Raw genomic sequence first — 15,829 nt, 5'->3', positions numbered from 1 at the left:
CTTTGTAAATGTCTGGATGTTAGAAAGTTGTTCATCATTAATAGCCCTTCTCATACACTATATAAAGCATGATAGGAGGGATATTCGTTGACCGACACGAGAGGACTTACCCGTGCAATTGAAGAAATTACCGAAATTGCAACCGGATTTGGTTTGGATTTTTATACGATGCGTTATGAGATTTGTCCTGCTGATATCATCTATACATTTGGTGCCTATGGGATGCCAACCCGCTTTTCCCATTGGAGCTTTGGAAAACAATTTCATAAAATGAAGCTGCAATATGATCTTGGCTTAAGCCAAATATATGAGTTAGTCATTAATTCAAACCCTTGTTATGCTTTCTTGCTTGATACAAACAGTCTCATACAAAACAAATTAATCATCGCACATGTTCTTGCACACTGTGATTTCTTTAAAAATAACGTTCGTTTTTCCAATACACGGCGTGATATGGTGGAAAGCATGACAGCTACGGCGGAAAGAATTGCAAACTATGAAATGGTTCATGGCAAGGAAGAGGTGGAGCAGTTTTTAAACGCAATTCTTGCTATTCAGGAACATATTGATCCATCCATTGTTCGACCAAAACTCCCTGCTTATAATTTGGAGGAGGAAGAAGAAGAACCATACAAAGCAAAAACGGCTTATGATGACCTTTGGGATTTGGATAAAACAACAGACAAAGGAAAACGGTTTGTGAAAAAGCGGAAAAAGTTCCCGCCACATCCAGAAAAAGATTTACTATTATTTATTGAAGAGTACAGCACGGAGCTAGAGGATTGGCAACGCGATATTTTAACTATGATGCGTGAGGAAATGCTTTATTTTTGGCCACAGCTGGAAACAAAGATCATGAACGAAGGCTGGGCTTCGTACTGGCACCAGCGTATTCTGCGTGAGATGGATCTTAGCACAGAGGATACAATTGAGTTTGCATCATTAAATGCAGGTGTGGTGCAACCATCCAAGCAAGGCATTAATCCTTATTACCTTGGATTGAAAATCTTTGAAGATATAGAAGAACGCTATAACAATCCAACAAAGGAAATGAGAGACCTCGGCATAGAGCCTGGATCGGGTAGAGAGAAAATGTTTGAGGTAAGGGAAATAGAAGCTGATATTTCGTTTATTCGCAACTATTTAACAAAAGAGCTTGTACAGCGGGAGGATCTTTATCTCTTTGAAAAGAAGGGCAGAGACTATACGATAACCGATAAAAAATATGAAGAAGTGCGAGATCAACTTGTGTCCATGAGGGTAAACGGAGGATTTCCTTACATCACAGTAGAGAATGGAGATTACTTGCGAAATGGCGAGTTATATTTAAAACACAGCTATGAAGGTATGGAGCTCGATATTGGCTACCTAGAAAATGTTTTGCCCTACATTTATCAGCTATGGGGGAAGACCGTTTATATGGAAACCTCTGTAGAAGAAAAGCCAGTCGTCTATTCCTATGATGGGAAAAAGGTATACCAACGAAACTTGTAAATATGCCTGTGTCTTATGGTGTTAAAATACCTAAATTAATGCACTTTAAAAGAGGGGCAGCATTTTCTTAGCTGCTCCTCCTTATTTTTTATTCCTAGCAAGCTGTTCCTTATTCTTTGTACCTGGTGGTTGTTCAAGCCAGTGGTTCTCAATCATAAGGTCAGCGCCACTTTTCGCTAGTTTCGCTACTTCAAGCGAGAGGCGTTCATAATTAACGGCCAAATCTAATCTTTGGCTGGCCGCAGCACCAGTGGCGTAATTTCCAATCCCAGCAGAAATTAACAGGGACATATGAAACATGATCATTTTGTCAGAAAATGTTTCCGTCGTCGAGGAGCTTACAGCTACATCTGGAAGTTGTGGTGTTGCAATGTTATTGTCACTTAAGAGGGAATTAAATATTTTGCTGTGCTTTTTAGAAATTTCCTTTGATCTTAAAAGGAAATCCTGTACCTTTTTGTTAGGGGAAGTTTGAGCAAAAGCAAGACATAGTTTCATGCCAACATAGTTGGACAGGGCATTCATGTATAAATGAGAGATCTCGATAGCGTTCAACGGGCGTTTATCACTAAATGGATTAAGCCCACTATAATATTCTTTGCTGTTAATGTAATCCGCTTTTTTAGGTATTTCAATATAAGGAATGCGTGGATTAACCCCTTTATGTGTCGCAATTTCTACTGTTTGATTATATAAGGAAGCTGTTTGGTTTAGGCAAGTCGTGAAGTAATCCCTGATGGAAGGCTTTGTACTCATGGATAGTAAACCACTGTAAGAAAGCATGCCAACCTTTGCCATATGGGATACGTAGGTAAGACAGAATGTATCGGAAAACAGCCATGGGGCATCTAAATGAACATCCTTACTCGTAAATCCGTTCGGAATCGCATATTCTTCTGCTTCAAAAATAGCTGTTAGCTGTTTAAGATGCCCCTCTGAAATATCCAAGGCGTGCTGAATTGCGGGGCTAATATCAGGATCTTGAGTATGTTGAATCATAAACTGGAGGATACGGACAGACATGCTGTCATTTACATAAGCAGTCCAAAGGGAGGCGATTTCTCCTGAGTCTAAGTGAATCTTTTTTTCTTCGTTCAAATTCCTTCACTCCTGGCTAGTTTAGTTAATTTCTAGCTTCTCTCAAATTCCATTTATTATGTGAACGTTGTTTCTAAAATAGGTGGCATTGAATCATTTAGAAAATTTTAATATTTCCGCTAAAGTTCTGAAAATGTATGGACATATTTATTTTGCGTGGTAAACTTTAAGTAAGTATATAAAGTGAAACTTCAATCAGTGGAGGTTTTCATTCTTTCCCCACTGGTTGTTAGTTGAACGAATCGGCGTGTTAGCGTCCGTTTACTCCCACTAAAAACTAACGTTTTCACCTCATGTTTTGAAGTGGAAGTCTTACGGACGGTTGCACACCTGGATAAAAGGGGCCCGTAATATGAAACTTTGGCTAAGAAAGGCGGCAGTCGTCCTCATTACCATAATGACGCTGGGAATGTATGTCCCGCCAGCTTTTTTAAATGCTGATGAGAGTAAAGACGATATCTCTGCCAAAACCGATATAAAAGAAGATATTTCCACTACTGTTGAAGAAGATAGTCCATTAGAAGGGGAAAGCCAAGAAGATGAAAGCGTCTCTTTTGTCCAGTCAATGACTTCAGAGGCAAGGGTACAAACGATGAAAAAACTTGGCCCGAAAATTTCGTCTCAAATTGATCCTGTCTTCTTAGATACCATTTTATTTGGTGTGGAAGAAGCAGTAACCAAAACATTGGCTACAGTTGATGAGTCGGATTACCCTTTTATTGGGATCACAGATCAACCGACAGATGGATGGGGAGAAAAGATATTTAATCTCTATGATGTTCGGACAGATAAAGCCCTCGCGAAGTTCCATGTACGCCGGGATAACCGTCCAATGGAAGGTTATTGGTTTAATTTTCATTACCATGTAAGTAATGATCGCTTCGAAACACACCGGGAGATTGGTGAAATATTTTGGAATAAAAACGTTCCTCCGAAATGGATGGCATAGTTGATAATGAAAGGAGCTGGATTATACATCCAGCTCCTTTAATATGTCTCCAATATTGCGATTATGGATAACAAGATCCGCATAGTAATCCAAGTCAGTTTCCTCGCGGTTAATAATGACAAGTTTTGCTCCACTATCTTTTGCAATTAAAGGAAATTGGTTTGCAGGAGTCACACTTAGAGAGGAACCAAGTACTACAAACAGGTCACAGGCCTGTGCTTCTGTAAAAGCCTGTTGGAAAGCGCTTTGTGGCAATGCCTCTCCGAATAGAACAATAGAGGGGCGGAGAATACCACCACAATCACAGTGGTATTCTTTATCAAGATACGCTTCACTGCTATACTTCTTGTTACAGGACTGGCAATGCAGTGTTTGCAATGTACCGTGTAACTCCGCTACCTTTTGGGAACCTGCTTTTTGATGGAACCCATCGACATTTTGGGTAATAATCGATTTTAATTTCCCTTGTTTCTCCCAGTCCGCTAAAATGTAGTGACCTTTATGGGGCTCATAGGTTTTCACTCCGAGCACCCGTTGGCGATAGAATTCTGTAAAGGCATGCACATTTTTATTTAAAGCATCAGTACTTGCAATCTCACTTGGGTCCAGGTTATTCCATAACCCTTGCTTTGCAGAACGAAAATCAGGCAATCCGCTTTCGGTTGACATACCAGCCCCTGTAAATACCACAGTATACGTTGCATCACGAAGCCATTGCTCTAGCATCCTTCCACCATCCCATCTAACTTTTCGTGTCCAAATTAACAAAATAAAGATAATGACTACGTGTTGCTCTACTAATAATGCGTGTTCAAAAAAGAGGATAAAAAGGACCGAGAAGTTCGAGGCGGTGTAGCTTTGAGTACCGGGCTTTCACAGGATGTGGTGACTTCTGTGTTGTCCACAGGACGTGGACGATTTTAACAGAAGTTCATTACCTCCTTTAATACGTGAGGAACGGAAAAGCAAGCCAACAAAGAAATTCGATGTGTCTTTTTTACCGGATTTTTGAGCAGCCTCTACTAGTGTATCAAATTTCTAACTACTGTCCCATCATCCATGTCCTTGCATATTCTATATGGAAAGAACCCAGAAAGGATGACAGGTATGGGGCTATATATGGATCGAAACAAGCATCGAAACTTGTTTAAAAACAAGGAACCATTAAAAGAGCCGAACCAAGGGATCTATATAAAAAATAATGTCGCTGAAATGATAATGGAACAAAAGAAAGTAAACGAGTCGCTTCACCAGACGCAAGTAAAAATGAAGCAGCATTTTTATAGACAAGAAGGAAAGAATGCTGGGCAATGGCGGGAAATGCTAACGGAGTTAAACGCATTGCAACAAAATAATTTAATGCAAGACAGACGTGATGCTGAAATGATTCGCCTTTTGGAACAAATGGAGGCAAAGCATACAAGAATGGAAAAGCTACTAGAAGAAACACAAAGAATGAATAAGGAGCTTTCCGGAAAAGTGAACCATCTACAATTGGCGCAGTCAGATATGACGGATCATATAACGTCTCGGGAACAAGAGGATAAGGATCTACGGGCTAGTTTGCAGGAACAATCTGATTGGCAGGAAAAAATCGAAACAAAGCTAACGAATCAGGAGGAGCATCAGAAAGCTGTCATGGCAAGTCTGGAAAACCAAGAAGCCCTAACGGAAAAATTGGCGAGGCAGCTTGACCATGTTCGTTCTACCTTGTTCGAACGTACTAGTCATTTGGCAGAAAAGATTGAAGAGAATTATCGTCTAACCACCACATATATTACAAACCTCTTCACCGGATCAGAAAATCAGATAGCACACTTTAAAATGGATCGAAGGCAAAATAAAAAGTAGGGAAATTCCCCGTCGATGTGCAGTACATGGACGGGGCGGTTTCCCTACTAATGTTTTTCTGGAACGGTTTCCGTTAGTCTGCTGATTTCTACCATCTGTTCATGGTCCATCTCATCAAGGGGAAAGACAGTAGCGGTGCCGTTATCTTCTGCAACTGACTGGATATAAACCGGTATCCCAGCGTAATCAACTTGAATTAAATTCGGAGCTTCTAGGATTTCCCTTACGCGTTGTTTTTCCATAGGTGGCTCCTTAATGCCGCTTGTTTGGAAGCTTTTTGGCCGGGTCATTAAACCCTTGGCGCTTTTTATTTTGTATATCCTTTTGCTTTGTTTCATTAAACTTTTTAACGAATTCATTTGTACTCTCCATTTAATCCCCTCCTGAAGAAAATGTCCCCTTTATTAATTTAACCAGTGGTGACTAAATCATGTGAGGATTTTCGTTTTCCTTTTCAAGTGGAGGGTAATACTTTATTATATGGATAATATGAAGAAGTGCATTCATCCAAGGAGGAATTTACCAAGTGATTATCGCTATAATCATTTTAATACTTACATCTTTTTTCTTTTCCGGTAGTGAAACAGCCTTAACTGCAACGAATAAAATGAGATTACAGTCTAAGGAAGATAAAAAATCCAAAAAATTACTCGATATCGTTTCAAAGCCTGAGCAATTTATAACCGCTATTCTAATTGGAAATAATATTTCAAATATACTGCTGCCAACCTTGGTTACCATGGTTGCGCTAGAGTATGGATTTAGCGTTGGCTTGGCTTCTGCTATCCTAACAGTCGTAATTATTATCTTTGCAGAAGTTATTCCTAAATCGGTTGCGGCAACGTTTCCTGATCGCATTTCCTACCTCGTCTATCCAGTTATTCGGTTTGTTATCTTGATTTTTAAACCGTTAACATTCCTATTAAATTCGATTACTGGCTTTATTATAAGGATTCTATCTAAAGGACAGGATAAAGAGGCGTCTGTATCGAAGGAAGAAATACGAGCAATGGTGGATATTGCCCGTACAGAAGGGATCTTTAAGCAGGATGAATCTCATCGAATTAAAGGGGTTCTAGAGTTCAATAATTTAAATGTAAAGGATGCGTTAAAAACCCCTAGAGTCGATATTGTTGGCTTGCCAAATGATGCTACCTTTGAAGAAGCGCGGGATGTGGCGATCCAGAACCCTTTCACACGATATCCTATTTATGAAGAAGATGTGGATAATATTATAGGGGTGTTTCACTCGAAGTATTTATTGTCCTGGTCGATAGACCCTGACCAAACACTGGAATCCTTTAGTGATATGGACCCACTCATCGTGTTTGAATTCCATTCAATTGAATATGTTTTCCGCAAAATGATTCAAGAGAAAAAGCATATGGCTGTGGTGTTAGATGAGTATGGGGGGACAGAAGGGATTATCACGCATGAGGATATCATCGAAGTGTTAATTGGGCTTGAAATTGAAGATGAGACAGATGTCGTGAGTGAAGCCCTGGTGGAAAAAGTATCAGATAAGGAAATCGTGTGTCATGGAAAAATACCGCTCCACCGTTTAAATACTATTTTTCATACGAATATTCCTGAAGAGGAAGATGTGCTTGCTGGCTATTTAATTAAGGAGTTTAATTATTTTCCTGAAGAAGGGGAAACGCTTACAGCTGCTGGATTAACCTTTACCATTTTGCGGACAGATGACCGAACCTTAAAACGTGTCCAAATTTTGAAGGAACCCGAAAAGGGAATTAGATAAGCAACAGGCATGCTGCTATGTAGTAGCATGTTTTTTGTATTGCATATATAAGCATATAGTTATATACTTATGCAAAAGAGGTGGTAGAGAATGGTGGGAAGCGTAGAGATGGAGCAAGCCGCAGTGATCTTTAAACTGCTCGGGGATAGAACCCGACTTACGATGTTAAAGCTGTTGGATGAACATACCTGCTGTGTGTGTGAGTTTGTGGAAATCTTTCAAGTGAGTCAACCATCAATTAGCCAGCATTTACGGAAGATTCGAGACGTTGGTCTTGTGAAGGAAGAACGAAAAGGACAATGGATTTTCTATTCGTTGAATAAATCGAATGCGTATTATACTTTTCTTGCGCCATTATTGGAACAGCTTCCTGATCAAAGTTATCGTTTAAAGGAGCTTGAGGAGAACGGAACAAGAATAAATTGTTGTTAGGGGGAAATATATTGTTATCTGTCATCTTAGCGTTACTCATTTTCCTGGTAACCTTAATCTTTGTCATTTGGCAACCAAAAGGATTATCCATTGGCTGGTCAGCTTGTTCCGGTGCGGTACTTGCTTTATTGGTGGGGGTTGTGGACTTCCATGATGTAGCCGAAGTAACCGGTATTGTATGGAATGCTACACTTGCCTTCGTAGCCATTATCCTTATATCATTGGTGCTTGATGAAATCGGGTTTTTTGAATGGGCAGCACTACATATGGCCAAGGCGGCAAAGGGTAATGGGGTAAGAATGTTTATCTATGTTAGTATTCTTGGAGCAATCGTTGCGGCCTTGTTCGCAAATGATGGCGCAGCATTAATCCTCACGCCTATTGTGCTTGCTATGGTGCGAAATTTAAAGTTTAAAGAAAAAATGATTTTTCCTTTTATTATGGCAAGCGGGTTTATTGCAGATACGACCTCTTTGCCCCTAGTGGTAAGTAATTTGGTGAACATTGTGTCAGCGGATTTCTTTAATATTGGATTTGTCGAATATGCTTCTCGAATGATCATACCGAACTTCTTCTCCCTAGGAGCAACCATTCTAGTTCTATTTCTATATTTCAGAAAAAATATTCCTGCAACCTACGATGTCACGCAGTTAATGAAACCGGCAGATGCTATTAAGGATAAGAAAATGTTCCGTCTTTCCTGGTATGTACTTGGAATCTTACTTGTTGGTTATTTTATTAGTGAGTCCATTCAGCTGCCCGTTTCGATTGTAGCTGGTGTGGTAGCCATTTTCTTTTTATTCATGGCTAAGTCAAGCAAGGCTGTTAATACCCTTGCTGTAATTAAAGGAGCACCTTGGGCGATTGTCTTTTTCTCTATTGGAATGTATGTGGTGGTCTTTGGTCTACGAAATGCAGGGCTTACGGACATCTTAGCCGTTGTGATCCAAAAGAGCGCGGAGCAGGGATTATTTTTCGCAACAGTAGCGATGGGGTTCATTGCAGCCATTCTTTCCTCGGTTATGAATAATATGCCGACTGTAATGATCGATGCTATTGCAATTGCGGAAACAGATACAACAGGAGTAATCAGAGAAGCGCTAATTTACGCGAATGTGATTGGATCAGATCTAGGACCTAAAATCACGCCAATTGGTTCGCTTGCGACTTTGCTATGGCTCCATGTTCTCTCACAAAAGGGAATTAAAATATCATGGGGTACATACTTCAAGACAGGGATTATTCTTACGATCCCAATTTTATTTATTACACTTATAGGTTTATATCTAACGTTAACTTTACTATAGGAGGAAAAGCAGATGGCTAAAAAAATTATTTATTTTTTGTGTACTGGGAACTCATGTCGTAGCCAAATGGCAGAAGGCTGGGCAAAAAAATTACTTGGTGATGAATGGGAAGTGAAGAGTGCAGGGATTGAAGCACATGGTTTAAATCCTAAAGCGGTTCAGGCAATGAAGGAGATCGCCATCGACATCTCTGACCAGACCTCTGACATAATTGATCCGGAAATTTTAAACAATGCAGACCTGGCTGTAACGTTATGCGGCGATGCGGCAGATAAATGCCCGGTAACACCACCCCAAGTCCGTAGAGAACACTGGGGATTTGATGATCCAGCAAAAGCAGAAGGAACAGAGGAAGAGAAGTGGCAAGTCTTTCAACGTGTTAGAGATCAAATAGGTGAAAGAATCAAGCAATTTGCCGAGACGGGGAAGTAAAGATTTAAGAGAGACTGGAACAGTTATGGTAAGTGTCTAATTTTCGCTACGGATAAATACTACGCTTTCCGTGGGCACGGCCTCAGCCTCCTCAGAAGCAAAGGACGCTTCTGAGGGGGTCTTCGGACTCGTGCTGTTCCCACTGGAGTCTGCGTATTTTCCTCCGCTATATAGCGTATTTAAACCAATCCCCAACGTGTAGGAAGGGGAATCGTATTCGAAGGCTGTATGGGCGTTCCCAGGTTTGAGTTTCTAACCTCTCTTGTCCCGGTCTTTCTTTTAGTGAGTAATGTTGCTCTATGCCCACCACATGTCGCCCATGGATTCTTTAACCATGACTGGCTTGAGGTTTTCTACTGCTTTCGTGAAGCCTTCGTCTACTGACATGAGGCCATCTTCGTGTTCAATGCTAACTACATAATCATAATTCATTAAACGTAGGGTGCTCACAATATCGGCCCATGTTTTCGTGTCATGACCAAATCCGACACTTCTAAAATACCACGCTCGATCACGCATTTGGGAATAGTCGGTCATATCAGTAAGTCCATTTCGGTTCATGTTGGCCTGGTCAATGATCGTATCCTTCGCATGGAAATGATGAATCGCATTTTCACGGCCAAGAATTTTAATCGATTCAACGGGATCAATGCCTTGCCACCACATATGGCTAGGATCAAGGTTGGCACCAATTGCCGGCCCACACGCTTCCCGAAGTTTCAACATGGTTGCAGGAGTATGTACAGAGAAGCCACCATGTAACTCAAGTCCAATCTTAACCCCATGTTTTTCTGCAAAATCATTTTTTTCCTTCCAGTACGGAATAAGCTTTTCTTCCCATTGCCATTTTAGTACCTCTTGGAAGTCGTGTGGCCATGGTGTCACTGGCCAGTTTGGATAGAGGGCACCTTCATGGTCTCCTGGGCATCCAGAGAAGGTATTTACAACCGGTACACCAAGCTTCTCAGCAAGGATAATCGTTTTTTCCAATATTTCATCTGCGGGTTCTGCAATTTTCTTTTGAGGATGAAGAGGGTTTCCGTGACAGCTTAAGGCACTAATCATTAACCCACGTGATTCCACTTTTTGTTTGAACTCGGATAATTTCTGTTCATCGTTGAGTAGTTCATCAACCTTACAGTGTGCATCACCAGGGTAACCACCTGTTCCTAACTCTACCGCTTCCAATCCTTTGGAAGAAACGTAGTCTAACATGTCATCAAATGACTTATCGGAGAATAATACTGTAAAAACACCTAATTTCATTTGAACAACCTCCTCTATTAGTCTTGTATACTCACTTTGTAATCCTTTACATTACTAAACATATATAATTCAACATGATAAATCAACCATTTTGTATATATATAAAAAATATATTGACAGAAAATTGGGACTGTATTACTATAAAATTGTAAACGATTACAATTGGCGGCATTTGAAAAGAGGGACACCATAATGACGAACATCCACCACGTAGCAAAAGAAGCAGGCGTATCTGTCGCCACAGTATCACGTGTGTTAAACGGGCAAAATAGCGTTACATACAAGACGAAGCTAAAGGTTGAAGAAGCAATCAACAAGTTGAATTATGAACCTAGTGTACTGGGCAGAAATCTACGAAACTCTGAAAGCAGAATACTTTTGATCCTTATCCCACAAATCTCTAATCCTTTTTACACAGAAATAATTAAAGGAATTGAGCAAACTGCAATTAGCCTTCACTATAATATTTTACTTTGCGAGACAGATTCAAATCCACAACGTGAGAACATCTATTTTGAGCTTGTCCGCAACAAGATGGCTGATGGTATTATCTCTATGGACCCTGCGGTAAATCATCTAATTCAAATTGGCCACCGGAACATTGCGATGATCAACTCTGATGAAACCTATCTTTATGCACAGCAGCGGAGACAGGGCTATCAAAATGCGTTGGTGAAGCATGACATTCCAATCCGACCAGAGTATGTCCTACATGCTTCTGAACTGGGATTTGATAATGGCCAGCAGGCAATGAAAAGTATTCTAAAGCTGAAAGATAGGCCAACAGCCGTTTTTGCAGTATCTGATTTGTTGGCTATCGGAGCATTAAAGGAAGTGAATAACCAACAATTACAGGTACCAGAAGATATGGCCATTGTGGGTTTTGATAAAATTGACTTTTCCAATATGACCTATCCAACTTTGACAACCATCTCCCAGCCAATGTATAGGATGGGAAAGATTGCAGCAAGCATGCTCATTGACCGGATAAAAGGAAAACAGGTCGAAAGCATCATATTAGAACATGAACTTGTAATTCGTGGCTCAACAGCAGGATAACTACCTAAGACTAGCGCTCTGTTATTAAACATCTGCTTTAATAGTAGAGCGCTAGCCTTAGAATAAGTAAATGTAAACGTTTACAATGGCTTGGCTAGTATTTTAAAAACACAAAAGGGGTGATTGGTGTGAGAAAGCTGTGGTTGTTTTTGTTGGCATTATTCGTTATAGGTTTAGTTGCTTGTGGAGAGGAGAGCAGTGGGGAAAGTGAAGGTGGAGGAGATAGCGGAGATAGCGATCTAACGATTGGGATATCCCTTCCTTCTGCAACCCATGGTTGGATGGGGGCGTTAATTGATAATGCCGAAAGTCAGGCGAAGGAGATACAAGAGGCAGAAGGTATTAACTATATTATGACGAATGCAGCGGATCCTAACTCTCAGGCAAATGATGTGGATGATCTGATATCACAGGATGTAGATGTAATTGTTATGCTTCCTATTGAATCTGCAGCACTGTCGCCAGTAGGGCAAAAAGTAAAAGATGCTGGTATCCCATTAGTAATCGTCGATCGTGAGCTGGAAAATGATGCAGCTACAGTAGTCGTAAAAGGGGATAACGAAGGAATTGGTGTAAATGCTGGGGAGTACTTCATTGATAAGTTAGGCGGAAAAGGAAAGATAGTCGAAATTACCGGGCCTCCTAGCTCTGTTACAGAGCAACGTGGTGCTGGCTTCAAAGAGGCTATAGAGGGCACAGACGGCATGGAGATCATTGCATCTCAAAGTGGAGACTTTTCAACTGAGACTTCTTTAGAAGTAATGCAAAACATTTTGCAAGCACAACCGGAAATTGATGCCGTGTTTACGCAAGATGATGGAATGGCATTAGGGGTAGTGCAAGCAATTAAAGAAGCCGGACGTGAGGATATTCAATTTGTGACAGGTGCAGGGGGAGCGAAAGAAGTATTCGAAAGTATTAAAGATGATGGCCTTATTTCGGCAACCTTCCTTTATTCACCAACAATGGTTCGAGAAGGTGTGAAAATTGCAGCAGAGCTGGCTAAGGGAGAAGAGCCAGAGGAAACAATGGTTATTATGGAAGCAACAGAAATCATTAAAGACAATGTAGAAGAACAATATGATCCTGACTCTAAATTCTAATTAAATGGTGGGGAAGCACAATGTTACAACATTGTGTTTCCTTTAACTCATTTGGCCCAGGCTGGGTAGATTGGTTTAATCTAAGCTTTTGATCGTCTAGCTTTGAGCACCAAAAACTAGGCTACTTCGTGAATCGCCCTGCAATAAAGAAGACTTGCCGATTGGTGCTAACCAGAGGCTTAGTCGCACTTATACCCGTAGGGTGAAAGTCATCATCGGTTCGATAATTAAGGTAGGTCGACTAATACCGGCCTTTGCGGCCAACGCCGACATACCCCTTTTGCAGGGGCATGATTCCTTTATTTCAGTTGGTTCACTCCAGTTGCTACGTGGGCCTGGAGGACCCAGGTCATGCCGACGTTGACCTAGGAAGGGTCGTGTTTAGTCGGCGTTCTTTAATACGGTGCTCTACGCTTTTGATCGTCTAGCTTCGAGCACCAAAAACTAGGCTACTTCGTGAATCGCCCTACAATAAGTCATCATCGGTTCGCAAGCTCACCGTGATTCCTTTATTTCAGTTGGTTCACTCCAGTTGCTACGTTTTTAACCGGTGCTCTACGCTTTTGTTTAATAAAGGGGGATAGTTATGTCGAATGATTGGATTGTAGAAATGAAGGATATTGAAAAATCGTTTAACAGGATCCCTGTATTGAAAAAGGTCTCGTTACAAGTGAAAAAAGGGGAAATTCATGCACTGCTTGGAGAAAATGGCGCTGGGAAGTCTACCTTAATGAATATACTCGGCGGGGTGCATTTAGCTGATAAAGGATTCATTACAGTGGATGGAGAAAAAGTTGCCATTACGACACCAAAAGTATCTCAGCAACTTGGAATCAGTTTTATTCACCAGGAATTAAATGTCGTTGGCGATTTACGAATCTATGAAAACATGTTCCTAGGTTCAGAGCTACGTAACAAGCTAGGCATTCTAAAAGTAGAGGAGATGTGCCGACAGACCGAGGACATTTTAGCAAATTTGGGCGTAAGGCTTGACCCAAAGGAATACGTTCGTAATTTAGATACGTCCTACAAACAGCTTATTGAAATTGCGCGCGCGCTTTTACACAGATCCCGCATTATTATCATGGACGAACCAACGACAGCCCTTGCAGAGCATGAAGTGGAACGGTTATTCAATTTCATGACAAAACTCCGGGAGACAGGTGTCTCCATTATTTACATTTCCCATAAGTTAAAGGAAATTAAAGCGATCTGTGATAGATATACTGTCCTGCGGGATGGGGAGTGGGTCGCAACGGGGAGCTTAAAGGAAACAGAGTTAGATCAAATTACAAACATGATGGTTGGTAGATCCGTTTCAGAAGAGCGATTTGTGCAGGAGCATTCCTTTGGGGATACAATACTCGAGGTAAAGGATTTAGGCTGCGAAGGTGAATTTCGTGATATTAACTTTGGCGTAAGGAAGGGAGAAATAGTCGGTTTTACGGGTCTTGCGGGCGATGGGAGAACAGAGCTTATTGAAACGTTATTTGGCTATAGAAGAAAATCGACTGGCGAAATAAAGGTGAATGGCAAGCAAGTGAAAATAAATCATCCTAAACATGCTTTAAAAGCGGGGCTTGGCCTTGTGCCGAAAGATCGTAAAGAAAATGCGATTATTAAAGATTTAAATGTTATCCATAATCTAACGCTCTCCTCCATGAGCCACTTTGAACAGGCTGGTTTTATTCAAGAAAAGAGAGAAAAAAGCAGGTTTTCTTATTACCGCGATAAATTAAATATAAAACTTCACGATCCAACTGTTTCGATAGATAAATTAAGTGGGGGAAATCAACAAAAAGTCGTCATTGCGAAGTGGCTGGAAGTAGGACCAGATGTTCTAATCTTTGATAATCCAACACAGGGGATTGATGTTGGTGCGAAAAGAGAGGTCTACCAGCATATTATTGACCTTGCTGCAGAGGGAAAAGCAATTATTATTCTTTCTTCTGAAGCACCAGAAATAATGAAGGTTTGCCATTATATCCACGTCATGTATCAAGGAGAAATTACTGCTAGTATCAATGGTGATAAGGCGACAGAGGATCTGATTATGAGCTATGCAACGGGATCGAAAAGGGAGGGTGGAAAAGGTGGGAAATACAGAAATGCAGCCACAGCAAAACAATAGACAAGAGCGTTCGGTTTGGAAAGATAAGCTATCTTGGCTGTGGTCTGAGTACAGCGTCATTATAGCCTTTTTAATTATTTTTATTGCAGCATCTTTTATGAGTCCAAGGTTTCTCGATATTAACAATCAGATGAACATCCTTATGCAAGTTTCCATTATTGGGATCATTGCACTTGGAATGACGGTTGTCATGCTATCTGGAGGGATCGACCTATCGGTAGGATCTGTGCTTGCGTTGGTCGGTGTCATTGCTGTTATAGCATTAAATGCAACGGGTAGTATTATTGCAGCTGTTTTGACAGCTTTTATTGTCGGTTCCTTTGCAGGGCTTCTTAACGGATTAATGGTCGCAAAGGGAAGGATAGCTTCCTTTATTGCCACTCTTGGTATGATGGCAGCTGCCAGGTCAATTGCCTTGTACATTGCTAATGGGGGAAGTATCTCAGGGGAAGTGTCTGGCTTTAGTGCGATTGCCAATAGTGAATTTCTTATGATTGATTACCCGATTATTATTTTTATTATCATGACAGTGTTTGTCTATTTGCTTATGCATAAAACCAGATTTGGACGATACGTTTATGCAATTGGAAGTAATGAAAAAGCAGCCATGTTATCGGGAATTCGGGTAGATAGAGTGAAAATAGGGGTATATAGTTTAACAGGGCTTTTGGTTAGTGTTGCAGCTACAATTGAAACCTCTCGCCTCAATTCCATTTCCTCCTCAAGTTCGGGAGCGTCCTACGAACTAGATGCCATTGCTGCGGTTATTATTGGTGGAACAAGAATGACTGGTGGAAGAGGGAAGATTATTGGAACATTTTTCGGTGTTCTTATCCTAGGTATCTTAAATAATATGATGAACTTAATGAATGTATCCCCCCACCTGCAAGGCTTTGTTAAAGGCTTGATCATCATCGTAGCGGTAGTATTTCAAAAACGCGAGTAGTA

General features: G+C 40.8%; 16 protein-coding genes. 11 read left to right on the top strand and 5 right to left on the bottom strand.

The window, feature by feature from the left end:
- Positions 1–87: 87 nt before the first annotated feature.
- The gene (locus tag BN988_RS15300) at positions 88–1,494 is read left to right on the top strand and encodes a SpoVR family protein (protein WP_036577821.1); all 1,407 of its coding nucleotides are present in this window, start codon (positions 88–90) and stop codon (positions 1,492–1,494) included.
- 81 nt (positions 1,495–1,575) lie between these two features.
- On the opposite strand, the gene BN988_RS15295 is transcribed toward BN988_RS15300, so the two are convergent.
- Positions 1,576–2,592, bottom strand: a complete 1,017-nt coding sequence (locus BN988_RS15295; RefSeq protein WP_036577820.1) for a DUF3231 family protein — start codon at positions 2,590–2,592, stop codon at positions 1,576–1,578.
- 352 nt (positions 2,593–2,944) lie between these two features.
- On the opposite strand from BN988_RS15295, the gene BN988_RS15290 reads away from it, so the two are divergent.
- Positions 2,945–3,541, top strand: coding sequence for a YpjP family protein (locus tag BN988_RS15290; RefSeq protein WP_036577819.1), 597 nt, complete (start codon positions 2,945–2,947; stop codon positions 3,539–3,541).
- A gap of 21 nt (positions 3,542–3,562) precedes the next feature.
- On the opposite strand, the gene BN988_RS15285 is transcribed toward BN988_RS15290, so the two are convergent.
- Complete coding sequence (locus BN988_RS15285; protein WP_036577818.1) at positions 3,563–4,267, bottom strand: NAD-dependent protein deacylase; 705 nt, start codon at positions 4,265–4,267, stop codon at positions 3,563–3,565.
- A gap of 381 nt (positions 4,268–4,648) precedes the next feature.
- Here BN988_RS15285 and BN988_RS15280 point away from each other — a divergent pair, with 381 nt between their 5' ends.
- On the top strand, positions 4,649–5,392 hold the full coding sequence (locus BN988_RS15280) for a hypothetical protein (protein ID WP_036577817.1): 744 nt from the start codon (positions 4,649–4,651) through the stop codon (positions 5,390–5,392).
- Between the two features lie 47 nt (positions 5,393–5,439).
- On the opposite strand, the gene BN988_RS15275 is transcribed toward BN988_RS15280, so the two are convergent.
- Both BN988_RS15275 and BN988_RS18725 read right to left on the bottom strand, forming a co-directional pair.
- Positions 5,440–5,634 carry an H-type small acid-soluble spore protein gene (locus BN988_RS15275; protein ID WP_036577816.1) on the bottom strand — a complete coding sequence of 65 codons (195 nt, stop codon included), beginning with the start codon at positions 5,632–5,634 and terminating at the stop codon, positions 5,440–5,442.
- Between the two features lie 10 nt (positions 5,635–5,644).
- Entirely contained in the window at positions 5,645–5,764 is a 120-nt protein-coding gene (locus BN988_RS18725) for a DUF4023 domain-containing protein (RefSeq protein WP_081779477.1), read from the bottom strand.
- 154 nt (positions 5,765–5,918) lie between these two features.
- Here BN988_RS18725 and BN988_RS15270 point away from each other — a divergent pair, with 154 nt between their 5' ends.
- The 4 genes from BN988_RS15270 (at position 5,919) to arsC (ending at position 9,322) form a co-directional block, all read left to right on the top strand.
- The gene (locus BN988_RS15270) at positions 5,919–7,151 is read left to right on the top strand and encodes a hemolysin family protein (RefSeq protein ID WP_036577815.1); all 1,233 of its coding nucleotides are present in this window, start codon (positions 5,919–5,921) and stop codon (positions 7,149–7,151) included.
- 90 nt (positions 7,152–7,241) lie between these two features.
- Entirely contained in the window at positions 7,242–7,583 is a 342-nt protein-coding gene (locus BN988_RS15265; protein ID WP_036577814.1) for an ArsR/SmtB family transcription factor, read from the top strand.
- Between the two features lie 11 nt (positions 7,584–7,594).
- Complete coding sequence (locus BN988_RS15260; protein ID WP_036577812.1) at positions 7,595–8,890, top strand: arsenic transporter; 1,296 nt, start codon at positions 7,595–7,597, stop codon at positions 8,888–8,890.
- Between the two features lie 12 nt (positions 8,891–8,902).
- Positions 8,903–9,322, top strand: a complete 420-nt coding sequence (gene arsC / locus BN988_RS15255) for an arsenate reductase (thioredoxin) (protein WP_036577811.1) — start codon at positions 8,903–8,905, stop codon at positions 9,320–9,322.
- 297 nt (positions 9,323–9,619) lie between these two features.
- Here the strand turns inward: arsC and BN988_RS15250 are convergent, their stop codons facing one another.
- On the bottom strand, positions 9,620–10,588 hold the full coding sequence (locus BN988_RS15250; protein WP_036577810.1) for a sugar phosphate isomerase/epimerase family protein: 969 nt from the start codon (positions 10,586–10,588) through the stop codon (positions 9,620–9,622).
- 192 nt (positions 10,589–10,780) lie between these two features.
- On the opposite strand from BN988_RS15250, the gene BN988_RS15245 reads away from it, so the two are divergent.
- The 4 genes from BN988_RS15245 (at position 10,781) to BN988_RS15230 (ending at position 15,827) form a co-directional block, all read left to right on the top strand.
- Positions 10,781–11,647 carry a LacI family DNA-binding transcriptional regulator gene (locus tag BN988_RS15245; protein ID WP_036577808.1) on the top strand — a complete coding sequence of 289 codons (867 nt, stop codon included), beginning with the start codon at positions 10,781–10,783 and terminating at the stop codon, positions 11,645–11,647.
- Between the two features lie 128 nt (positions 11,648–11,775).
- Positions 11,776–12,750, top strand: a complete 975-nt coding sequence (locus BN988_RS15240; RefSeq protein WP_036577806.1) for a substrate-binding domain-containing protein — start codon at positions 11,776–11,778, stop codon at positions 12,748–12,750.
- A 586-nt stretch (positions 12,751–13,336) separates the two neighbouring features.
- On the top strand, positions 13,337–14,881 hold the full coding sequence (locus tag BN988_RS15235) for a sugar ABC transporter ATP-binding protein (RefSeq protein ID WP_036577804.1): 1,545 nt from the start codon (positions 13,337–13,339) through the stop codon (positions 14,879–14,881).
- Positions 14,844–15,827, top strand: a complete 984-nt coding sequence (locus BN988_RS15230) for an ABC transporter permease (protein ID WP_231495258.1) — start codon at positions 14,844–14,846, stop codon at positions 15,825–15,827. Before BN988_RS15235 ends, BN988_RS15230 begins: the two co-directional genes overlap by 38 nt.
- Positions 15,828–15,829 lie beyond the last annotated feature (2 nt).

The sequence above is a fragment of the Oceanobacillus picturae genome (assembly GCF_000612865.1).
Lineage (GTDB): Bacteria > Bacillota > Bacilli > Bacillales > Amphibacillaceae > Oceanobacillus_B > Oceanobacillus_B jordanicus.
The sequence above is the reverse complement of the archived record's forward strand: the minus strand, read 5'-3'. Positions and strand labels throughout refer to the sequence as shown.